Origin of the sequence: Pseudoxanthomonas sp. F11 (genome assembly GCF_037046485.1) — a bacterium.
In the GTDB taxonomy this organism is placed as follows: domain Bacteria; phylum Pseudomonadota; class Gammaproteobacteria; order Xanthomonadales; family Xanthomonadaceae; genus Pseudoxanthomonas_A.
In genome coordinates this window covers 197,372-217,245 of record NZ_JBANLZ010000002.1, presented here as the reverse complement: position 1 = coordinate 217,245, position 19,874 = coordinate 197,372, and the positions used below count along the sequence as shown (strand labels likewise).

Here is a 19,874-nt window from a genome sequence, read left to right as displayed (position 1 = left end):
GCATGCCTACCATCCTCGTCATCGATGACAACCGCGCCGTCAGCACGGCGCTGGAAGTGCTGTTCTCCCTGCACGACATCGACACCCTGCACGCCGAATCGCCGGCGGCCGGACTGGCGTTGCTGCGCGAACAGCCGGTGGACCTGGTCATCCAGGACATGAACTTCAGCGAGGACACCACCTCGGGCCTGGAAGGCGAACAGTTGTTCGCCGACCTGCGCAACGCGTGGCCGGACATGCCGGTGATCCTGCTGACCGCGTGGACGCACCTGGAAGCGGCGGTGAACCTGGTGAAGGCCGGTGCCGCCGATTACGTGGCCAAGCCCTGGGACGACCGCAAACTCCTGGCCACCGTCAACACGCTGCTGGAACTGACCGAAACGCGCCGCGAACTCGACCGCCGGCGCAGCCGCGAACGCCGCAGCCGCCACCAGTTGGAGCAGAAGTACGACCTGCGCAACCTGGTGTTCGAGGACCCGGCCAGCGAACGCGTCGTGGCGCTCGCCTGCCAGGTGGCGCGCTCGGACCTGCCGGTGCTGATCACCGGCCCCAACGGCGCAGGCAAGGAGAAGATCGCCGAGATCATCCAGGCCAACTCCAGCGTGAAGCAGGGGCCGTTCGTGACCCTCAACTGCGGTGCGCTGCCATCGGAACTGATCGAGGCCGAGCTGTTCGGCGCGGACGCAGGCGCGTATACCGGCGCCAACAAGGCGCGCGAAGGCAAGTTCGAAGCCGCCGACGGCGGCACCCTGTTCCTCGACGAGATCGGCAACCTGCCGCTGACCGGACAGATGAAGCTGCTGCGCGTACTGGAGACCGGCCGCTTCGAGCGGCTGGGTTCCAACCGGGAACGCAGGGTCAGCGTACGCGTGATCAGCGCCACCAACGCGGACCTGCCCGCGATGATCCGCGACGGCAGCTTCCGCGAAGACCTGTACTACCGTCTCAATGCCATCGAACTGGCGTTGCCGCCATTGGCCGAACGTCCGGGCGACATCCTGCCCCTGGCCGAGCGCTTCCGTCCCGACGACAAGCCGCTGGGCGAAAGCGCGCGCGCGGCGCTGCTGCGGCACGCCTGGCCGGGCAACGTGCGCGAGCTGCGCAACGTCATCCAGCGCGCCGGGCTGCTGGCGATGGGCGATCGCATCGAAGCCGGCGACCTCAACCTGCCCAAACCCGCGCCTGTACGCACGGCGATCGTCGCCGAACCGGAGCGCGCCGACATCGAGGCCGCCCTGGCCCGTGCCGGCGGCGTGATCGCGCAGGCCGCCGCCGAACTCGGCATGAGCCGGCAGGCGCTGTACCGGCGCATGGAACGCTTCGGCATCAAGACCACATGATCCGCCGCTCGCTCGCCGGCCGCGTACTGTCCTGGCTGCTGCCGCTGCTGGCGGTCGCGCTGGTGCTGCCGGTCGCGCTGTCGCACTGGCTGCAGGACGACGTGCTGGCGGTGCTGCTGTCGGCGATCATCGTGCTGCCGCTGGCGGCCTGGGCCATCCATCGCGGCCTGCGCAGCACACGATCGCTGTTCCGCGCATTGTCCGGCAGCGTCAACAGCTACCGCGACGGCGAATACAACTTCGGCATCCACTGGCAGGGCAGCGACGAACTCGCCGAGCTCGTGCGTTCGCACGCCGCGCTGGGCGAAGTCCTGCGCGAGCAGCGGCAGACGCTGGTGCAACGCGAATTGCTGCTCGACACGATGGTGCAGAACACACCGGTGGCCATGCTGCTGGTAGCCCCCGGCGGCGACGGCGTGCGGCGCGTCGTGTTCGCTAACGTCGCTGCGCGCAAGCTGCTGCACGGCGGATGGAAGCTGGAAGGCCAGGACTACGACACGTTGGTGGCCGCTTCGCCGGTGGAGATGCGCGAGGCGCTGGCCCGCAGCGGCGACAGCCTGTTTGCCATCGGCAGCGAGGAGGAAGACGGCGAAGAGCAGGTCTACCACCTCGCCCGCCGCAATTTCCGGCTCAACGGGCGCCCTCACGAACTGCTGCTGCTGCGCCTGCTGACCAACGAACTCCGTCGGCAGGAAGTGATGACGTGGAAGAAGGTGATCCGCGTGATCAGCCACGAGCTCAACAACTCGCTGGCGCCGGTGGCTTCGCTGGCGCACTCCGGCGCGGAGCTCGTCCGGCGCGGCAAGCATGAGCGGCTGGAGGAAGTCTTCGGCACCATCGAGGACCGCGCGCGCCACCTTGAAGGCTTCATCCGCGGCTATGCGCGCTTCGCCAAGTTGCCGCAGCCACAACTGCAGACGGTGCACTGGCGCGGCTTCCTGGAGGGGCTGCGGCGCCAGATCGGCTTCGAACTGGAGATGCGCGATGCCGACGTCGAAGGCCGCATCGATCTGGCGCAGATCGAGCAGGCACTGCTGAACCTGCTCAAGAACGCGCACGAGTCCGGCACCACCGCCGACGGCGTGTCCGTGCGCGTCACCCGCCTGCCCGGCTGGGTCCGTATCGAAGTGATGGACCGCGGCACCGGCATGAACGATGCGGTACTACAGAACGCGCTGGTGCCGTTCTATTCCACCAAACGCAACGGCACCGGCCTGGGCCTGGCGCTGACGCGCGAGATCATCGAAGCGCACGGCGGCCGCCTGTCGCTGCACAACCGCGACGGCGGCGGGCTGTGCGTGGCGATCCAGCTGCCCGAAACCTGATATGTCCAAAGGCGGGGCGGCATCACCGCTCTGCTCCCGAAGCCGAACCCGCCTGGGCACCGACTCCCCTCTCCCACCGGGGAGAGGGCAAGGGGTGAGGGCTGGCAGCCGCGGTCCCGCTTCAACGGGCTTTCGTCCAGATACCCCACCCATGGCGGGCCTGAGCCCGCCCTGCGTCACTTCGGCTTTTTCTCCGGCCGCTGCCAGCCCTCGACCGTCATCTGGCGCGCACGCGCCACCGTCAGCTTGTCGGCCGGCGCGTTCTTCGAGATCACCGAACCGGCGCCGATCGTCGCGCCATCGGCCAGCGTCACCGGCGCGACCAGCGACGAGTTCGAGCCGACGAACACGCGGTCGCCGATCGTCGTGGTGGACTTGTTCACGCCGTCGTAGTTGCAGGTGATGGTACCGGCGCCGATGTTGGTGCCCATGCCGATGACGGCGTCGCCGAGATACGTCAGGTGATTCGCCTTGCTGCCCGCGCCGATGCGCGCGTTCTTCGTTTCGACGAAGTTGCCCACGTGCACGCCATCGGCCAGCACGGTGCCCGGGCGCAGCCGTGCGTAGGGGCCGATCAGCGCCGCACCTTCGCTGGCGACGCCTTCCAGGTCGCAATGCGCGCGCACCTGCGTGCCGGCGGCCAGGGTCACGTCCTTCAGGCGCGTGAACGGGCCGATGACCACGCCATCGCCCAGTTCCACCCTGCCTTCCAGCACCACGTCGACATCGATCTGCACGTCGCGACCCACCGTCACCGTGCCGCGCTGGTCGAAGCGTGCCGGGTCCACCAGTCGCGCCCCCTGCACGCACAACGCGCGTGCGGCACGCAGTTGATAGGCGCGCTCAAGCTGTGAGAGCTGCCACGGGTCGTTGGCACCCTCGGCCTCGATCGGCTCGCCGACCAGCACCATTTCCGCGGGGGTGAATTCCTCCGCCGCCATCGCGAAGACGTCGGTCAGGTAGTACTCACCCTGCGCGTTCTCGTTGGACAGGCGGGCCAGCCAGCCCTTCAGCGCGCTGCCATCGGCGGCGATGATGCCGGTGTTGATCGTGCGGATGCGGCGCTGCTCCTCGTCGGCGTCCTTGTGCTCGACGATGGCGGCCACGCGGCCGGCCTCATCGCGGACGATGCGTCCGTAACCGGAGGGATCGGCGGGTTCCGCGACCAGGACCGCCAAGCGGCCTGGTGCGTCCAGCAGGCGCTGCAGCGTCTTGCTGCGGGTCAGGGGAACATCGCCGTACAACACCAGCACGCGTGCGCCATCCGGTACGTCCGGCATCGCCTGCATGACGGCGTGGCCCGTGCCGAGCTGCTGCGCCTGATGCGCCCAGTGCAGATCCGCCTGGTCGGCGAAGGCCGCCTGCACCTGGTCGCCGCCGTGGCCGTAGACCACGTGCACGCCCGCCGGCGACAGCGCGCGCGCCGCTTCGATCACGTGCGCCAGCATCGGCCGCCCGGCGATGGGCTGCAGCACCTTGGGCAGCGCGGACTTCATGCGCTTGCCTTCACCGGCGGCGAGGATGACGACGTGCAATGGCTTCATGTGGACTTCCCTGATGAGTGCGTGGCGCGAGGACACCGCATGGTAACAAGTCCCTTCCGGAACGCATTCCACGCGTGGACCCTGCCACGGCCGCGCGCACCGGCGGGTAACATGCAGGGATGACGCCATCTCCCCGCCACACGCTGACCCGCCAGGGCGGCAGCTTCCTCATCGTCGGACTGCTGCAGCTGCTGCTGGACTGGCTGGTGTTCGTGGGACTGACGGCGCTGGGCGTGGTAGCCGCGCCCGGCAACATCGCGGGTCGCGTGGCGGGTGCCCTGCTCGGTTTCTGGCTCAACGGGCGGGTGACGTTCGCCGAGGGCGGTCAGGCACGCCTCGGCTGGCGGCGGCTCGGCCGGTTCCTGGCCGTCTGGATTCCACTGACCGTGCTGAGCACGCTGGCGGTCAGCGGAATCAGCAGCGTCCTGGGCCTGGAGCTGGCCTGGCTGGCCAAACCACTCGTCGAAGGCGTGCTGGCGGTCGTGGCCTTCTTCCTCTGGCGACACGTGGTCTATCGCTGACCGCATCGCGCGCGATGCGCACGCGACGGACATGAAAACGCCGGCACGAGGCCGGCGTTTCCGATAAAGCGCTCGTGCGTGGACCTCAGTGCTTGAGGTTCTTGCGCAGGCGCTCCAGCGCGCTGAGCTGGGCGATGCTCATGGCCAGCTGGGCCTGGGCTTCTTCCACGCTCATCTTCGGGTCCTTGTGCGCCAGCACGCGCTCGGCTTCTTCCTTCGCCTTGCGTACCTGCGCCTCGTCGATATCCGACGCACGCACGGCGGTGTCCGCCAGCACGGTGACGACCTGCGGCTGCACCTCGAGGATGCCGCCGGAGATGGCGAAGTCCAGCTGCTCGCCGCTGGCCAGCGTCACCACCACCTTGCCCGGCTTCAGGCGGGTGATCAGCGGCGCGTGCTTCGGCGCAATGCCCAGCTCGCCCAGTTCGCCGGTGGCGACGACCAGGGTGGCTTCACCGTGGAAGATCTCCTGTTCGGCGCTGACGATGTCGCAACGGATGGTGGTGGTCATGGATCTCTATGGCCTGTTCGTGCGGTAGGAAGAGTGAGTGGAGAGGAGTGAGAAGTGAGTAGGAGCAACCGCTCACTCCTCACTCCTCTACCCTCGCTACTCGCTCTTACGCCTTCTCGGCGAGCTTCTTGGCCTTCTCGACCGCTTCTTCGATGCCGCCGACCATGTAGAACGCCTGCTCCGGCAGGTGGTCGTACTCGCCGTCGACGATCGCCTTGAAGCCGCGGATCGTGTCCTTCAGCGAGACGTACTTGCCCGGCGAGCCAGTGAACACTTCGGCCACGTGGAACGGCTGGCTGAAGAAGCGCTCGATCTTGCGCGCGCGCGACACGGCCTGCTTGTCCTCTTCGGACAGCTCGTCCATGCCGAGGATGGCGATGATGTCCTTCAGTTCCTTGTACTTCTGCAGGGTGGCCTGCACGCGGCGCGCGGTGTCGTAGTGCTCGTGGCCGATGACGTTCGGGTCCAGCTGGCGGCTGGTCGAGTCCAGCGGGTCCACGGCCGGGTAGATGCCCAGCGAGGCGATGTTGCGGCTCAGCACGACGGTCGCGTCCAGGTGGGCGAACGTGGTGGCCGGCGACGGGTCGGTCAGGTCGTCCGCGGGCACGTACACGGCCTGGATCGAGGTGATCGAACCGGTCTTGGTGGAGGTGATGCGCTCCTGCAGCACGCCCATTTCCTCGGCCAGCGTCGGCTGGTAGCCCACGGCCGACGGCATGCGGCCCAGCAGCGCCGACACTTCGGTACCGGCCAGCGTGTAGCGGTAGATGTTGTCGACGAACAGCAGCACGTCCTTGCCCTTGCCGGACGCGTCCTTCTCGTCGCGGAAGTACTCGGCCATGGTCAGGCCGGTCAGCGCGACGCGCAGGCGGTTGCCCGGCGGCTCGTTCATCTGGCCGTACACCATCGCCACCTTGTCCAGGACGTTGGAGTCCTTCATCTCGTGGTAGAAGTCGTTGCCCTCGCGGGTACGCTCGCCCACGCCGGCGAACACGGACAGACCCGAGTGCGCCTTGGCGATGTTGTTGATCAGTTCCATCATGTTGACGGTCTTGCCCACGCCGGCGCCGCCGAACAGGCCGACCTTGCCGCCCTTGGCGAACGGGCACATCAGGTCGATGACCTTGATGCCGGTTTCCAGCAGGTCGGTGGCCGAGGACTGGTCTTCGTACGACGGGGCCGCACGGTGGATTTCCCAATGGTCGGAAGCCTGCACTGGACCGGCTTCGTCGATCGGGTTGCCCAGCACGTCCATGATGCGGCCCAGCGTGCCCGCGCCGACCGGCACCGAAATGGCCTTGTCGGTGTTCACGGCGATCAGGTTGCGCTTCAGGCCGTCGGTGGAACCGAGGGCGATGGTGCGCACGACGCCGTCGCCGAGCTGCTGCTGCACTTCCAGCGTGATGTCGGTGTTCTGCACCTTCAGCGCGTCGTACACCTTCGGCACTTCGTGGCGCGGGAATTCGACGTCAACCACCGCACCGATGATCTGAACGATCTTGCCCTGACTCATTGCTGCATTCCTCTAGATGAATTCTTGTGACTACGCGCGTCAGACTGCCGCCGCGCCGCCGACGATTTCGGAGATTTCCTGGGTGATCGCCGCCTGGCGGGCCTTGTTGTAGACCAGCTGCAAGGTGCCGATGAGCTTGCTGGCGTTGTCGCTGGCGGCCTTCATGGCCACCATGCGCGCCGCATGCTCGGACGCGATGTTCTCCAGCACGGCCTGGTACACCAGCGACTCGATGTAGCGCGTGATCACGTGGTCGAGCACGGTCGCGGCATCGGGTTCGTAGATGTAGTCCCAGTCGTGGCGGGCGACCTGCGTTTCAGCCGCGGGCAGCGGCAACAGCTGGTCGAACGCGGCGCGCTGGGTCATGGTGTTGACGAAGTCGTTGTAGACGACGAACACGCGGTCCAGCTTGCCTTCGGTGTACGCGTCCAGCATCACCTTGATCACGCCGATCAGCTGGTCCAGCTTGGGCGTGTCGCCCAGGTGGGACACGCTGGCCAGCATGTTGACCTTGACCCGGCGGAAGTACACCGAGGCCTTCTGGCCGACGGTGACCACGTCGACTTCGACGCCCTTCTCGTTCCACTGGCGGATCTCGCCCAGCATCTTGCGGAACAGGTTGTTGTTCAGGCCGCCGGCCAGGCCGCGGTCGGACGACACGATGATGAAGCCGACGCGCTGGACGTCCTTGCGCTCGACCATGAAGGGATGCTGGTAATCGGTGTTGGCCTGGGCCAGGTGGCCGATCACCTGCTTCATCGCGCGCGCGTACGGGCGCGAGGTCTTCATGCGGTCCTGCGCCTTGCGGATCTTGGAGGCCGAGACCATCTCGAGCGCGCGCGTCACCTTGCGGGTGTTCTGCACGCTCTTGATCTTGGTTTTGATTTCGCGTCCGCCTGCCATGCTCTGCTCGCTTGATTCGTCTTCGTAGGGCGGGTCTGGCCCGCCGCCTTCACGAATGGTGGGCCGGGGCCCACCCTACGCTTACCAGGTACCGGTCTGCTTGAACTCGGCGATGCCCTTCTTGAAGGCGCCTTCGATCTCGTCGTTCCAGTTGCCGGTGCTGTTGATCGTGTCGACCAGCGCGCCCTGGGTGTTGGTGAAATGCGCGTGCAGCGCTTCTTCGAACGCCAGGATCTTGCCGACCGGCACGTCGTCCAGGTAGCCCTCGTTGACGGCGTAGATGGACAGCGCCTGCAGGGCGATGGACATCGGCGCGTACTGCTTCTGCTTCATCAGCTCGGTGACGCGCTGGCCGCGCTCCAGCTGCTTGCGGGTGGCTTCGTCCAGGTCCGAGGCGAACTGCGCGAACGCGGCCAGCTCACGGTACTGGGCGAGCGAGATGCGGATGCCGCCCGACAGCTTCTTGATGATCTTGGTCTGGGCGGCGCCGCCGACGCGCGACACCGAGATGCCGGCGTTCACGGCCGGGCGGATGCCGGCGTTGAACAGGTCGGTTTCCAGGAAGATCTGGCCGTCGGTGATCGAGATCACGTTGGTCGGCACGAACGCGGACACGTCGCCGGCCTGCGTTTCGATGATCGGCAGCGCGGTCAGCGAACCGGTCTTGCCGGTGACCTTGCCTTCGGTGAACTTCTCCACGTACTCCTCGGACACGCGCGCGGCGCGCTCGAGCAGGCGGGAGTGCAGGTAGAACACGTCGCCCGGGTAGGCTTCGCGGCCCGGCGGACGCTTCAGCAGCAGCGAGATCTGGCGGTAGGCCACGGCCTGCTTGGACAGGTCGTCGTACACGATCAGGGCGTCCTGGCCGCGGTCCATGAAGTACTCGCCCATGGTGCAGCCAGAGTAGGCGCTGATGTACTGCATCGCGGCCGACTCGGAGGCGGTGGCGGCGACGACCACGGTGTGGGCCAGCGCGCCGTTCTCTTCCAGCTTGCGCACGATGTTGGCCACGGTCGAAGCCTTCTGGCCGATGGCGACGTACACGCACTTGATGCCGGTGCCCTTCTGGTTGATCACGGCGTCGATGGCCATCGCGGTCTTGCCGGTCTGGCGGTCGCCGATGATCAGCTCGCGCTGGCCGCGGCCGATCGGGATCATCGCGTCGACCGACTTGTAACCGGTCTGCACCGGCTGGTCGACCGACTTGCGCCAGATCACGCCCGGGGCCACGCGCTCCACCGGCGCGGTCAGCGAGGTGCCCAGCGGACCCTTGCCGTCGATCGGCTCGCCCAGCGCGTTCACGACGCGGCCGAGCATCTCCGGACCCACCGGCACTTCCAGGATGCGGCCGGTGGTCTTGGCCACGTCGCCTTCGCGCAGGTGCTCGTAGTCGCCCAGGACCACGGCGCCGACCGAGTCGCGCTCCAGGTTCAGCGCCAGCGCGTAGGTGTTGTTCGGCAGCTCGATCATTTCGCCCTGCATGACGTCGGCCAGGCCGAAGATGCGCACGATGCCGTCGGACACGCTGGTGACCGTGCCTTCATTGCGCGACTCCGCGGCCAGCTTGACCTTCTCGATACGGGTCTTGATCAGGTCGCTGATTTCAGAGGGGTTGAGCGTGGTAGCCATGGGTAAGTCCTGTGTGCCGGCTCGCGCGCGGCGGTTCAATGGGAATTCAGTGCGTCAGCGCCGACTGCAGGCGCGCCAGCTTGCCTTTCAGCGAGCCGTCGATCACCACGCTGCCGGCATCGATCACGGCGCCGCCGATCAGCGATGCATCGACGGCCGTCTCGACCTCGACCTCGCGGCCGAAGCGCTTCTTCAATGCCGCCTTGATCGCGTCCAGCTCACCATCCGGCATCGCCGTGGCGGAGGTGACCTTCGCCTTGACGACGTGCTCGGCTTCGGCGCGCAGCTCCTCGAACAGGCCGGCGATCTCCGGCAGCTGCGGCAGGCGGCGCGCATCGGCGAGGATGCCGAGGAAGCGGGTGAACGCCTCGCTGGCGCCTTCCGGCGACAGCAGCGACACCGCATCGGCGGGCAGCAGCTGCGGGTTGGGCAGCAGCGCGGCCACGCGCGGGTCCGCCGCGGCGTGCGCGGCGAAACCCAGCGCCTGCGACCAGGCGGCGAAGTTGCCTTCGTCGCGCGCCGTCGCGAAGGCGGCGCGGGCGTAGGGGCGGGCGACGGTCAGGGCCTGGCTCATCGATCAGCTCGTCCGGATCAGATTTCGGCGGCGAGTTCGTCGAGCAGCGCCTTGTGGGCGTTGGCGTCGATCTCGCGCTTGAGCAGCTTCTCGGCACCGCTGACGGCCAGCGCGGACACCTGCTTGCGCAGGTCCTCGCGGGCACGCGTGGCGGCGGCTTCGATCTCGGCCTGGGCCAGTTCCTTCTGGCGGTTGGCTTCGGCGATGGCTTCGTTCTTGGCCGCGTCGACGATCTGGTTGGCGCGCGCGTGGGCCTGGTCGATGATCTCGTTGGCCTTGACGCGGGCTTCCTTCAACGCTTCGTTGACCTTTTCCTGCGCCTGCGCCAGGTCCTTCTGGCTGCGATCGGCCGCGGCCAGGCCTTCGGCGATCTTCTGCTGGCGCTCTTCGATGGCGGCCAGCAGCGGCGGCCAGATTTTGGTCGCAATGATCCAGATCAGGCCGGCGAAGGCCAGCGCCTGGGCGAACAGAGTGAGATTGATATTCATCGTAAACCTGCCGGTGATGAAGGGCCCGCGCACATCGCGCCGGCCCAGCTACGCCTGGTGACTGACCGCGGGCGGAAGCCCGTGGTCAGGCGTGCACGCGACGGATCAGCCCGCCAGCTTGGCCAGCTGCTCGGTGAAGATCGTGATGAACGGGCTGGCGAAGGCGAACAGCAGGCCGACGGCGACCGAGATGATGAACGCGGCGTCGATCAGGCCAGCGGTGATGAACATGCGCACCTGCAGGACCGGGATCAGTTCCGGCTGGCGGGCAGCCGATTCCAGGAACTTGCCGGCCATGATGGCCAGACCCAGACCGGCGCCCAGCGCGGCCAGGCCGATCATGATGCCGATGGCGAGGGCGGTCGAAGCCTGGACCTGGGCGAGGTTGGTGAGGATGCTTTCCATGGTGATCTCCGGAACTAAGTGCTTGAAAGGTGGATGGTACGAAGGGAACGGTGAAGCGGAAACTCAGTGACTGTCTTCCGACAGGCTCAGGTAGACGATCGACAGCATCATGAAGATGAACGCCTGCAGCGGGATGACCAGCAGGTGGAACAGCATCCAGCCCAGGCCGAACGTCGCACCGCCGAGCATGCCGAGGATGCCGGCGCCGCCCAGCACCCAGATCAGCAGGAAGACGATCTCGCCGCCGAACATGTTGCCGAACAGTCGCATCGCCAAGGAGATGGGCTTGCTGACCCATTCGACGATATTGAGGATCAGGTTGAACGGCATCATCCACTTGCCGAACGGCGCCGTCAGGAATTCGTGGGTGAAGCCGCCCAGGCCCTTGGAGCGCAGCGCGAAGACGATCATCAGGAAGAACACGCTGATCGACATGCCCAGGGTGGCATTGACGTCGGCGGTGGGCACCGGCTTCCAGTAATGCACGCCCATCAGTTCGAGCGGCTTGGCGATGAAGTCCGCCGGGATCATCTTCAGCAGGTTCATCATCAGGATCCAGAAGAAGATGGTGATCGCGATGGGCGTCACCAGCTTGCTGGTCCCGTGGTAGGTGTCGCGGGCCTGCTTGTCGACGAATTCCAGCATGATCTCGACGAAGGCCTGCCACTTGCCCGGCACGCCGGCCGTGGCCTTGCGGGTGGCCAGCCAGAACGCGAACACGATCAGCAGGCCCATCAGCACGGCCGTCACGAAGGTGTCGACGTTGATCGTCCAGAAAGGACCATCACCGCCCACCTGGGCCGTGAGGTTCTTCAGGTGGTGCTGGATGTAGGTGGTGGGAGTTAGAGCCTCGCCCGCCATGTGTCGGAAACCTTTCGTCTAGATTGGGTTTATCGCTGCTTGCCAACCGCAACCAGCATCTGTGCCACCAGTCCGGCGACCACGCCTGCCAGGAGGGGCAGCGGGGGCAGCTTGTACAGCCCCGCGCCGATCACCAGCACGCCGATCACCACGACCCACTTCACCACCATCCCGCCGACCAGCCTGAGGACCGCCGAGACGGCCCCCAACACGCCGCCACCGAAGGCCAGCCAGGCCGCCAGCAGTGCACCGGCCACGATCGCCAGCCCTCCGACAGCCGCCGCCACCGCCTGGGGCACGCCCCGGAGCAGGAACAACAGCGCGACCAGCAGCACCGCTGCCGTCTGCCAGACGGCGGCGCGCAACACCAGCCGCCGGCCCGCAGCGACGGAATTCAGCACACGAAAGCCCTACGGAATTGGCGGGTACAAGGCAGTAAAGCGCCTCGCCGAGCCGCAAAAGTATAGCAGCGGGACAATTTCAGGGACAACCGCCAAAGGTCGAAGTGCAGGCATCCGCCGCCGGCCCGCCGGCAAGCCTTGTGCGGCCTGCATGTAACCGTTTCCCCTATTCAGAATTTTCTTCCCGGTTTTCCGGAACTTTGGAAAATCAGGCCTGTCAGTCCCTGTAGGCCTGCTGCTCAACTTCCTCGTCCGATGCTCCGTTGCAGGCCTCTCCGAAGCCCCGGCTGCCCCCGGGGCTTCGCCTTTTCTGCGCCCCCAGGCCGACGCCGGCGTGGTTCAGCCACTTCACCCGTTGTCGACCCGTCTGCCGCCACGGTAACGGCTCCCCCTGTTTCGCATGGAGCCATGATGACCCCCGCCTTCCCCCGCCGCCGCGCCACCCTCTTCTGCTGCCTGTCGCTGGCGCTCGTCGCCTCCGCCGCACACGCCGCCGACACCGACGACCGCTTCACGCTGCGCCTGGGCGCCATGAATGTGGATGCGCAGGGCGAACTGCGCGGCAGCACGGTCTTCGAGGGCAACGACCTGGCGTTCTCCGAGGATTTCGACTTCGGCAGCAAGGAGTGGGTGCCGCGGGTGGACGGGGTGTTCCGCATGGGCGAGCGCCACCGGCTGATCTTCGATTACTTCCAGTACGACAAGTCGCAGCGCGCCACCCTGAGCGAAGACCTGTCCTACGACGACGTGACCATTCCCGCCGGCAGCTTCGCCAAGGGCGAGGTCGAGTTCCAGCTGGCCAGCCTGATGTACGACTTTGCGGTGGTGGAAACCGAGCGCTCGAGCATCGGCCTGCAACTCGGGGCCGAGTGGGCCAAGCTCAAGGGCAGCGTGTACGCCGAGGCCGGCGAGGACAGCTACCGGGACAGCCGCAGCGAGACCGGTTATGCGCCGGTGGTCGGCGTGCGCTTCACCACCCGCCCGTCGGACAAGTGGCTGCTGAACCTGCAGGGCCAGTACCTGGATGCGGGATGGGGCGATTTCGGCGACTACGACGGCAGCATCACCCGCGCCAACGCCCTGGTGGAATACCGCTTCACCGAGAAGTTCGGCGCGTTCGTGGGCTACGACTGGTTCAAACTGGATGTCGAACAGGCCGGCAGCGACGGCCTGCTGGGCCTGGACCAGCGCTTCAAGGGACCGGTGGCGGGCGTCACGCTGGCATTCTGAGCCGTCAATAGACAACAGCTATCGATTCGAACGGATCGTTTCATTGGACGGGGTGCGCGCCCACCCCATAATGAGATCAATTCTCATCTGGAGGCCCCGTCGTGAACAAGACCCTGAGCTTCGCGATCCTGCACTTCTCGGTGGCCTTCACCCTGGGCTACCTGTTCACCGGCAGCCTGCTGGTGGGCGGCATGCTGGCGCTGGTCGAACCGGCCACCAACACCGTGGTGTTCCACTTCCACGAGAAGGTGTGGAAGCGGATCGAGGCCAGGCGTGCGGCGCGCGCGACCGCGTTGCCTGCCTGAGCCACGGCCGCGCAAGCAAAAGAAAGGCCACGCATCCGCGTGGCCTTTCGGTTTCCGCCCGTCTGACGGTCGGTTACTTCTTCTTCGGGATGTACAGGTCGGTGATGGTGCCCTCGTACACCTCGGCCGCCATCGCCACCGTTTCGCCGAGCGTCGGGTGCGGGTGGATGGTCGCGCCGATATCGCCGGCCTCCGCGCCCATCTCGATGGCCAGCGCCAGTTCGCTGATCAGGTCACCGGCATGCACGCCCGCGATGCCTGCACCGATGATGCGGTGGGTGTGCTCGTCGAAGATGAGCTTGGTGAAGCCCTCGCCGCGCCCGATGCCGACGGCGCGCGCCGACGCCACCCACGGGAACTTGCCCACGCCGATCTTCAAGCCCTTGGCCTTGGCTTCGGTCTCGGTCACGCCGACCCAGGCGATTTCCGGATCGGTGTAGGCGACGGACGGGATCACCCGCGCCACCCACTCCTTCTTCTCACCGGCGGCCACTTCCGCCGCCAGCTTGCCCTCGTGCGTGGCCTTGTGCGCCAGCATCGGCTGGCCCACCAGGTCGCCGATGGCGAAGATGTGCGGCACGTTGGTGCGCATCTGCGCATCGACCGGGATGAAGCCACGGTCGGTGACCGTCACGCCGGCCTTGTCGGCATCCAGCTTGCCGCCGTTGGGCGAACGGCCCACCGCGACCAGTACGCGGTCGAACGTGCCCGATTCCAGCTCCGGCTTCTGGCCTTCGGTAGCGCTCTCGAAGTGCACGGTGATGCCCTTCTTCGACGCCTCGACCTTGGCGGCCTTGGTCTTGAGGTGGACGATGACGCCCTGCTTCTTCAGACGGTCGGCCAGCGGCTTCACCAGGTCCTTGTCGGCACCCGGCATCAGCTGGTCCATGAACTCGACCACGGTGACCTCCGCGCCCAGCGCGCGGTACACGGTGGCCATCTCCAGGCCGATGATGCCGCCGCCGACGACGAGCAGCTTCTTGGGCACCTCGGCCAGCTGCAGCGCGTCGGTGGAATCCATCACGCGCGGGTCGTCCCACGGGAAGTTCGGCAGCTTCACCGCCTGCGAACCGGCCGCGATGATGCACTGCTCGAAACGCAGCAGCTGCGTCTTGCCGTCGCTGCCGAGGATTTCCAGCTCGTTCGGCGAGACGAACTTCGCCACGCCGGTGACCGTGCGCACCTTGCGCTGCTTGGCCATGCCGGCCAGGCCCTTGGTGAACTGGCCGACCACCTTGTCCTGCTTGAAGCCGCGCAGCTTGTCCAGGTCGATCTTCGGCTTGCCGAAGCTGATGCCGATGTCGTCGGAGTGCGCCGCCTCGTCGATCAGCGCTGCCGCGTGCAGCAGCGCCTTCGACGGGATACAGCCCACGTTGAGGCAGACGCCGCCCAGCGTGTCGTAACGTTCGACCAGCACGGTATCCAGGCCGAGGTCGGCGGCGCGGAACGCCGCCGTGTAGCCACCCGGACCGGAGCCGATCACGACGATGCGGCACTCGATGTCGGCCGGCTTGCCGGTGCCCAGTGCGGGCTTCGGCGCCGACGTGGCGGGCGCAGCAGGCGCAGCGGGCGAGGGCGTGACCGGAGCGGGCTTGGCGGGGGCCACCGCAGCGCCCTCGCCTTCGATGATCGCCACCAGGCTGCCCTCGGCGAGTTCGTCGCCGAGCTTGACCTTGATCTCCTTGATCACGCCGGCGGCGGGCGACGGGACTTCCATCGTCGCTTTGTCCGATTCCAGCGTGACCAGGCCTTGGTCCTTCTTCACCGTGTCGCCGACCGCGACCAGGATCTCGATGACCGGCACGCCATCGTAGTCGCCGATGTCGGGGACCTTGGCTTCGATCGGGCCAGCGCCGCCGACAGCAGCCGTCGCTGCGGCAACAGGTGCGGGTGCAGCGGTGGGCGTCGGCGCAGGCGCGGCGGGAGCAGCAGGCGCGGCCGGTGCCGGCGCGGACGCTGTAGCGCCCTCCGCTTCCAGCACGGCCACCACGCTGCCCTCCGACAGCGTGTCGCCCAGCTTGACCTTCAGTTCCTTCACCACGCCGGCCGCCGAGGACGGCACTTCCAGCGTGGCCTTGTCAGACTCCAGCGTCACCAGGCCCTGGTCCTTCTTCACCGTGTCGCCGACGGCGACCAGGATTTCGATGACCGGCACATCGCTGTAATCGCCGATGTCGGGGACTTTGACTTCGATCGTATTCGCCATGTCTCAAGTCTCCCGGATCAGAGCAGCACGCGGCGCATGTCGGCCAGCAGCTGGGCGAGATAGGCGGTGAAGCGCGCGGCGGCGGCGCCGTCGATCACGCGGTGGTCGTAGCTCAGCGACAGCGGCAGCATCAGGCGCGGCTGGAATTGCTTGCCGTCCCACACCGGCTGGATCGAGGACTTGGACACGCCGAGGATGGCGACTTCCGGTGCGTTGACGATGGGCGTGAAGGCTACGCCGCCGATGCCGCCGAGCGAGGAGATCGAGAAACAGCCGCCGGACATTTCGGCCGGACCCAGCTTGCCTTCACGCGCCTTCCTGGCCAGTTCGCCGCTTTCCTGGGCGATCTCGTTGACGCCCTTCTTGTCGACGTCGCGGATCACCGGCACGACCAGGCCGTTCGGCGTGTCGGCGGCGAAGCCGATGTGGAAGTACTTCTTCCGCGTGAGGTTCTCGCCGCTGGCGTCGAGCGAGGCGTTGAAATCGGGGAACTTCTTCAGCGCCGAGACACTGGCCTTCATCAGGAAGGCAAGCATGGTCAGCTTGATGCCGGCCTTTTCGTTTTCCTTGTTCAGCGCCACGCGCAGCGCTTCCAGGTCGGTGATGTCGGCGTGGTCGTGCTGGGTGACGTGCGGGATCATCGCCCAGTTGCGCGCCAGGTTGGCGCCGGAGATCTTCTTGATGCGCGACAGCGCGACGACTTCGGTCTCGCCGAACTTGCTGAAGTCCACCTTCGGCCACGGCAGCAGGTTGAGCCCGCCACCGGCGGCGGCCGGCGCCCCCGCGGCGGCCGGTGCGGCCACGCCACCTGCCAGCGCGCCCTTGACGTACTTCTGCACGTCTTCCTTGCTGATGCGGCCACCGCGCTCGCTGCCGCTGACCTGGTTGAGATCCACGCCGAGTTCGCGCGCGAACAGGCGCACGGCCGGGCTGGCGTAGGCGACCTTCTCCGGCAGCACGCGATCGGCATTGAATTCGACCGGCGGCGTGCGCGGCGGCGAAGCTTCCGGATCGATGCCCGGCTTGTCGTCCAGCACGCGCGAGGCCGCGGGCGCGACGGCCGGGGCGGCGCGTTCCTGCGCGATCTCCCGCTGGGCGATCTTGTCGGGGGTCGGCGATACCGCGACCGGTTCGACCTTCGCGCCGGTTTCGGCCGTGGCGGCCGTGGCGGTCGGTGCGGGTGCAGCGGCGGCCTTCGCATCGGCGGCGCCTTCGCTGACTTCGATCAGCGCCACGACCGCGCCTTCGGCGATCTCGTCGCCCAGCTTGACCTTGATTTCCTTCACCACGCCGGCGAATGCCGACGGGACTTCCATCGTGGCCTTGTCCGACTCCAGCGTGACCAGGCCCTGGTCCTTCTTCACCGTGTCGCCCACGGCCACCAGGATCTCGATCACCGGCACGCCGTCGTAGTCGCCGATATCGGGGACCTTGGCTTCCTTGATGTCGGACATGGCGTTACTCCGGTGCGTGCGTGAAGAGGGAACCCCTATTGTGTCCGCAGCGGCGCCACGCGCCAACCATCCATTGCGGCCGATCGATGTCTCCAGCGGGACATCGGGGCCCGCATCGCGCGCAGTGGTATCGCTTTGGTCGGGCCGCGACACGATTCCCATGCGGCAATACGCACCCGCACTGTTCATCCACGGCGCCCTGCCGCGCGTATCTGGATGCGGCGTTCACAGGCCCGTGCCTAGGATCGCCCCCCATCCGCAAGAGGAGATACCCATGCGCTGGCTCGTCCTGCTGTTGTCGCTCGCCATGCCCGCCGTGTCCTGGTTTTCCCAGCAGAGCGTATTCGGGCCGACCAATGGCGCCATCTCGGACCGCTACCCCACGCTCATCGTGGCCGCAGGCTATGCATTTGCGATCTGGGGCCTGATTTTCCTGTGGGACATGGTGTTCGGTGCGTGGCAGGCGTTCTCGCGACGCGCGGCAACGGACCCACTTGCGGGGATCCGCCCTTGGGCGGCGGCGGGGTTCGCGCTGACGGCGGTGTGGATGCCGGTGTTCTCGCAGCAGCTGTTCTGGCTGGCGCTGCTCATCATCTGGTCGGCGTTGGCGTGCCTGCTCACCTGTGCGCTCAAGCTGTCGACCGCGCGTATCACCGCACCAGGCCTGACGGCCTGGGCATGGGCACCGCTGTCGCTGCACGCAGGCTGGCTATCGTTGGCCGCGTTCCTCAACACCGCGCAGGTGATCGTGGCATACCGCCTGCTGCCGACCGACGCCATGCTGCCGTGGACGCTGGTGCTGTTCGCCCTGGCGACCGCGCTGCTGCTGTGGGCCAACCACCGCATGCGCGGCAACCTGCCGTTCGTGGCGGCGGCACTCTGGGCGCTGGCGGCGGTGTACGTGAAGCAGTCCGGCTGGCGCCTCCCCGGCAGCGATACTGCCGCGCTCGTGGCGGTCGTGGTGGCGCTGGTGCTGGCGGTGCAGACCGTCTGGCTACGCCTGCGTCCGCAGCCCCGTCCCGCCGTAGGCTGAGCCCTCCCGCCACGGCGCCAGCACGCTCCAGGCCTCCCGCAGCGCCTCCAGCCCCATCGCGGCGTGCGCCGGGCTGGTGGAAGGCAGCGCGATGCGCTGCACGGGCTGGCGGAGCTCGGGCAACTGCGGCTCGATGTGGCGGCGGAACAGCGACGCCGCCGTGGCGCCATTGAACGCGATCACGCGCAGCTGGCCCAACGAGACGATCAAGGGCACGAGCGCATTGGCCCGCTCACTGCCGCGCACGATCGCGCTGTCCAGGCTGCCGGCGCGCCGACATTCGCCGATCACGTCCCACAGGCCGATCCCGGCCCGCTGCAGCGCGACCAGCCGTTCGCCATACGTCGCCTCTGCCGGAACGTCGGCCAGCGCGGCCATCAACGGCCAGAAGCGGTTGCGCGGATGCGCGTAATAGCGGGCGGCCTGCAACGAGGCCGCACCCGGCATGGACCCCAGTATCAGTACCCGGCAATCGGACGCGACCACCGGCGGAAGACCGGTCAGCACTTCTTCCATGCGTCAGCCGCCCGAGGCCTGCCACGGCTTCACCACCAGCACGGCACCCGCCACCACCAGCAGGAGTCCCACGATGCGGAGCGCATCGACGGGCTGGCGCGCGTGCAGCACGCCGTAATGGTCCAGCACGACCGAGCCCACGAGTTGCCCGGCCACCACCAGGCAGATCAACGAGGCCGCGCCCAGGCGAGGCACCAGCAGGGTGGCCGAGGCGACGAACAACGCGCCGATCACGCCCCCCATCCAGGCCCACCACGGCACTTTCGCCAGCGCCGCAGGCACGAACACAGGTCGCGTCAGCAGCCACCACGCCAGCAGCACGCCCGTCCCGACCATGAAGGACGCCAGCGAGGCGAACACGGGACCGAAGGTCTGTTTGCCGAGCGATGCGTTGATCAACGCCTGCAGCGGCAGCAACATGCCGATGAAGAGGGCCAGAGCCACGCCGGTCGCATTCATATCGTATCTCGTGCGGTGGAAGGACGACACGATACGCCAACGCCCTCGTCCCCTCACGCCTTGCCACCGTACAGGGCGGCAAGGCCGATGCAGCAGCGCAACGCGCTCGGGGCGTGCGGACTTCCGCTGGAGGGAGACGGGGATCGCCGATATGCCGCCGGGTCACTTCCGTGCGCGGCTGGCCTCGTATTGTGCGATATGCGCGTCCACCGGCGTGGAGGCGATCACGCCGCCGACCACCTCGGGCAGCAGGTCGTCCAGCGCCTTGAAGCGCAGGCAGCTCTTGCCCATGTCCAGCCTCTTGCCGGCATCCGCATACGCGTTGCGCAGCGCCACGTCCTGGGTGGAGTTGGCGTAGCACGCCATCAGGTACAGCGCGTAGTACTGCTTCTGTGCGGCCAGCGCGACATACGACAGCGGCTGCTTGTTGTAAGTGTCCGGATAGCGCGACAGCGGGATCTCCCAGCTGATCATGCCCCAGCTCATCGCCTCGACGTAGCCTGGGGGAACATGCCGGTTGACCAGGTCGCGTACCGCCGACACCACGGCCCGGCGGCCCTCAGGCAGCTCCGTCAGGTAATCGTCGACCGTCTTCGCCTTGCTGCTCGCCATGCTGGCCACTCCGTGTGCGCGAACAGTAGCGCAGCCGCGGGCTC

The 19,874-nt window shown here is 67.2% G+C and carries 21 protein-coding genes; 6 read left to right on the top strand and 15 right to left on the bottom strand.

The features are described from left to right. The first annotated feature begins 2 nt into the window (after positions 1-2). Both V8246_RS06780 and V8246_RS06775 read left to right on the top strand, forming a co-directional pair. Positions 3-1,340 carry a sigma-54 dependent transcriptional regulator gene (locus V8246_RS06780; protein WP_336188505.1) on the top strand — a complete coding sequence of 446 codons (1,338 nt, stop codon included), beginning with the start codon at positions 3-5 and terminating at the stop codon, positions 1,338-1,340. After that, on the top strand, positions 1,337-2,665 hold the full coding sequence (locus V8246_RS06775) for a HAMP domain-containing sensor histidine kinase (RefSeq protein ID WP_336188504.1): 1,329 nt from the start codon (positions 1,337-1,339) through the stop codon (positions 2,663-2,665). The genes V8246_RS06780 and V8246_RS06775 overlap by 4 nt, the downstream gene beginning before the upstream one ends. A 176-nt stretch (positions 2,666-2,841) precedes the next feature. Here V8246_RS06775 and glmU read toward each other — a convergent pair whose 3' ends face one another. Further along, positions 2,842-4,209: a bifunctional UDP-N-acetylglucosamine diphosphorylase/glucosamine-1-phosphate N-acetyltransferase GlmU gene (glmU, locus tag V8246_RS06770; protein ID WP_336188503.1), complete on the bottom strand. Its 1,368-nt coding sequence runs from the start codon at positions 4,207-4,209 to the stop codon at positions 2,842-2,844. 119 nt (positions 4,210-4,328) lie between these two features. Between glmU and V8246_RS06765 the strand changes: the two genes are divergently transcribed. Further along, the gene (locus V8246_RS06765) at positions 4,329-4,730 is read left to right on the top strand and encodes a GtrA family protein (RefSeq protein WP_336188502.1); all 402 of its coding nucleotides are present in this window, start codon (positions 4,329-4,331) and stop codon (positions 4,728-4,730) included. An 85-nt stretch (positions 4,731-4,815) separates the two neighbouring features. Here V8246_RS06765 and V8246_RS06760 read toward each other — a convergent pair whose 3' ends face one another. From V8246_RS06760 to V8246_RS06720, 9 genes are all read right to left on the bottom strand, one after another. Then, positions 4,816-5,241 (bottom strand): F0F1 ATP synthase subunit epsilon, encoded by a 426-nt coding sequence (locus tag V8246_RS06760; protein ID WP_245091062.1) that lies wholly within the window; start codon positions 5,239-5,241, stop codon positions 4,816-4,818. A gap of 106 nt (positions 5,242-5,347) precedes the next feature. Next, the gene (gene atpD, locus V8246_RS06755; protein WP_185894405.1) at positions 5,348-6,754 is read right to left on the bottom strand and encodes a F0F1 ATP synthase subunit beta; all 1,407 of its coding nucleotides are present in this window, start codon (positions 6,752-6,754) and stop codon (positions 5,348-5,350) included. Between the two features lie 39 nt (positions 6,755-6,793). Continuing rightward, complete coding sequence (gene atpG / locus V8246_RS06750; protein ID WP_336188501.1) at positions 6,794-7,657, bottom strand: F0F1 ATP synthase subunit gamma; 864 nt, start codon at positions 7,655-7,657, stop codon at positions 6,794-6,796. An 81-nt stretch (positions 7,658-7,738) separates the two neighbouring features. Continuing rightward, positions 7,739-9,286 (bottom strand): F0F1 ATP synthase subunit alpha, encoded by a 1,548-nt coding sequence (atpA, locus tag V8246_RS06745; protein WP_162108280.1) that lies wholly within the window; start codon positions 9,284-9,286, stop codon positions 7,739-7,741. A gap of 46 nt (positions 9,287-9,332) precedes the next feature. Continuing rightward, a complete protein-coding gene (locus V8246_RS06740) occupies positions 9,333-9,860 on the bottom strand; it encodes a F0F1 ATP synthase subunit delta (RefSeq protein WP_336188500.1) in 528 nt (175 codons plus the stop codon). Between the two features lie 17 nt (positions 9,861-9,877). Further along, complete coding sequence (locus V8246_RS06735; protein ID WP_185894407.1) at positions 9,878-10,348, bottom strand: F0F1 ATP synthase subunit B; 471 nt, start codon at positions 10,346-10,348, stop codon at positions 9,878-9,880. Between the two features lie 105 nt (positions 10,349-10,453). Then, a complete protein-coding gene (gene atpE, locus V8246_RS06730; RefSeq protein WP_055939490.1) occupies positions 10,454-10,753 on the bottom strand; it encodes a F0F1 ATP synthase subunit C in 300 nt (99 codons plus the stop codon). 63 nt (positions 10,754-10,816) lie between these two features. Continuing rightward, positions 10,817-11,614 carry a F0F1 ATP synthase subunit A gene (atpB, locus tag V8246_RS06725; protein WP_313223830.1) on the bottom strand — a complete coding sequence of 266 codons (798 nt, stop codon included), beginning with the start codon at positions 11,612-11,614 and terminating at the stop codon, positions 10,817-10,819. A 29-nt stretch (positions 11,615-11,643) separates the two neighbouring features. Continuing rightward, positions 11,644-12,015: a hypothetical protein gene (locus tag V8246_RS06720; protein WP_245091055.1), complete on the bottom strand. Its 372-nt coding sequence runs from the start codon at positions 12,013-12,015 to the stop codon at positions 11,644-11,646. 411 nt (positions 12,016-12,426) lie between these two features. Between V8246_RS06720 and V8246_RS06715 the strand changes: the two genes are divergently transcribed. After that, entirely contained in the window at positions 12,427-13,245 is an 819-nt protein-coding gene (locus tag V8246_RS06715; RefSeq protein WP_336189057.1) for a hypothetical protein, read from the top strand. A gap of 101 nt (positions 13,246-13,346) precedes the next feature. After that, the gene (locus V8246_RS06710) at positions 13,347-13,550 is read left to right on the top strand and encodes a DUF2061 domain-containing protein (RefSeq protein ID WP_162108285.1); all 204 of its coding nucleotides are present in this window, start codon (positions 13,347-13,349) and stop codon (positions 13,548-13,550) included. A 73-nt stretch (positions 13,551-13,623) separates the two neighbouring features. On the opposite strand, the gene lpdA is transcribed toward V8246_RS06710, so the two are convergent. Beyond that, entirely contained in the window at positions 13,624-15,756 is a 2,133-nt protein-coding gene (gene lpdA, locus V8246_RS06705) for a dihydrolipoyl dehydrogenase (protein ID WP_336188499.1), read from the bottom strand. 17 nt (positions 15,757-15,773) lie between these two features. Further along, a complete protein-coding gene (locus V8246_RS06700) occupies positions 15,774-17,210 on the bottom strand; it encodes a dihydrolipoyllysine-residue acetyltransferase (protein ID WP_336188498.1) in 1,437 nt (478 codons plus the stop codon). 274 nt (positions 17,211-17,484) lie between these two features. On the opposite strand from V8246_RS06700, the gene V8246_RS06695 reads away from it, so the two are divergent. Next, a complete protein-coding gene (locus tag V8246_RS06695; protein ID WP_336188497.1) occupies positions 17,485-18,243 on the top strand; it encodes a hypothetical protein in 759 nt (252 codons plus the stop codon). Here V8246_RS06695 and V8246_RS06690 read toward each other — a convergent pair. The 3 genes from V8246_RS06690 to V8246_RS06680 all read right to left on the bottom strand — a co-directional run bounded on the left by V8246_RS06690 (position 18,205) and on the right by V8246_RS06680 (position 19,830). Further along, positions 18,205-18,759, bottom strand: a complete 555-nt coding sequence (locus V8246_RS06690) for a DNA-deoxyinosine glycosylase (RefSeq protein WP_336188496.1) — start codon at positions 18,757-18,759, stop codon at positions 18,205-18,207. The genes V8246_RS06695 and V8246_RS06690 overlap by 39 nt on opposite strands. Positions 18,760-18,762: 3 nt before the next feature. Further along, positions 18,763-19,203 (bottom strand): DMT family transporter, encoded by a 441-nt coding sequence (locus tag V8246_RS06685; protein ID WP_336188495.1) that lies wholly within the window; start codon positions 19,201-19,203, stop codon positions 18,763-18,765. A 177-nt stretch (positions 19,204-19,380) separates the two neighbouring features. Further along, entirely contained in the window at positions 19,381-19,830 is a 450-nt protein-coding gene (locus V8246_RS06680; protein ID WP_336188494.1) for a DUF1801 domain-containing protein, read from the bottom strand. Between the last annotated feature and the right edge of the window lie 44 nt (positions 19,831-19,874).

Excerpts from the sequence above, each read along its gene's own strand:
- V8246_RS06780 (WP_336188505.1), top strand. The coding sequence starts at position 3 with ATGCCTACCATCCTCGTCATCGATGACAACCGCGCCGTCAGCACGGCG.
- V8246_RS06775 (WP_336188504.1), top strand. The coding sequence starts at position 1,337 with ATGATCCGCCGCTCGCTCGCCGGCCGCGTACTGTCCTGGCTGCTGCCG.
- glmU (WP_336188503.1), bottom strand. The coding sequence starts at position 4,209 with ATGAAGCCATTGCACGTCGTCATCCTCGCCGCCGGTGAAGGCAAGCGC.
- V8246_RS06765 (WP_336188502.1), top strand. The coding sequence starts at position 4,329 with ATGACGCCATCTCCCCGCCACACGCTGACCCGCCAGGGCGGCAGCTTC.
- V8246_RS06760 (WP_245091062.1), bottom strand. The coding sequence starts at position 5,241 with ATGACCACCACCATCCGTTGCGACATCGTCAGCGCCGAACAGGAGATC.
- atpD (WP_185894405.1), bottom strand. The coding sequence starts at position 6,754 with ATGAGTCAGGGCAAGATCGTTCAGATCATCGGTGCGGTGGTTGACGTC.
- atpG (WP_336188501.1), bottom strand. The coding sequence starts at position 7,657 with ATGGCAGGCGGACGCGAAATCAAAACCAAGATCAAGAGCGTGCAGAAC.
- atpA (WP_162108280.1), bottom strand. The coding sequence starts at position 9,286 with ATGGCTACCACGCTCAACCCCTCTGAAATCAGCGACCTGATCAAGACC.
- V8246_RS06740 (WP_336188500.1), bottom strand. The coding sequence starts at position 9,860 with ATGAGCCAGGCCCTGACCGTCGCCCGCCCCTACGCCCGCGCCGCCTTC.
- V8246_RS06735 (WP_185894407.1), bottom strand. The coding sequence starts at position 10,348 with ATGAATATCAATCTCACTCTGTTCGCCCAGGCGCTGGCCTTCGCCGGC.
- atpE (WP_055939490.1), bottom strand. The coding sequence starts at position 10,753 with ATGGAAAGCATCCTCACCAACCTCGCCCAGGTCCAGGCTTCGACCGCC.
- atpB (WP_313223830.1), bottom strand. The coding sequence starts at position 11,614 with ATGGCGGGCGAGGCTCTAACTCCCACCACCTACATCCAGCACCACCTG.
- V8246_RS06715 (WP_336189057.1), top strand. The coding sequence starts at position 12,427 with ATGACCCCCGCCTTCCCCCGCCGCCGCGCCACCCTCTTCTGCTGCCTG.
- lpdA (WP_336188499.1), bottom strand. The coding sequence starts at position 15,756 with ATGGCGAATACGATCGAAGTCAAAGTCCCCGACATCGGCGATTACAGC.
- V8246_RS06700 (WP_336188498.1), bottom strand. The coding sequence starts at position 17,210 with ATGTCCGACATCAAGGAAGCCAAGGTCCCCGATATCGGCGACTACGAC.
- V8246_RS06695 (WP_336188497.1), top strand. The coding sequence starts at position 17,485 with ATGCGCTGGCTCGTCCTGCTGTTGTCGCTCGCCATGCCCGCCGTGTCC.
- V8246_RS06690 (WP_336188496.1), bottom strand. The coding sequence starts at position 18,759 with ATGGAAGAAGTGCTGACCGGTCTTCCGCCGGTGGTCGCGTCCGATTGC.
- V8246_RS06680 (WP_336188494.1), bottom strand. The coding sequence starts at position 19,830 with ATGGCGAGCAGCAAGGCGAAGACGGTCGACGATTACCTGACGGAGCTG.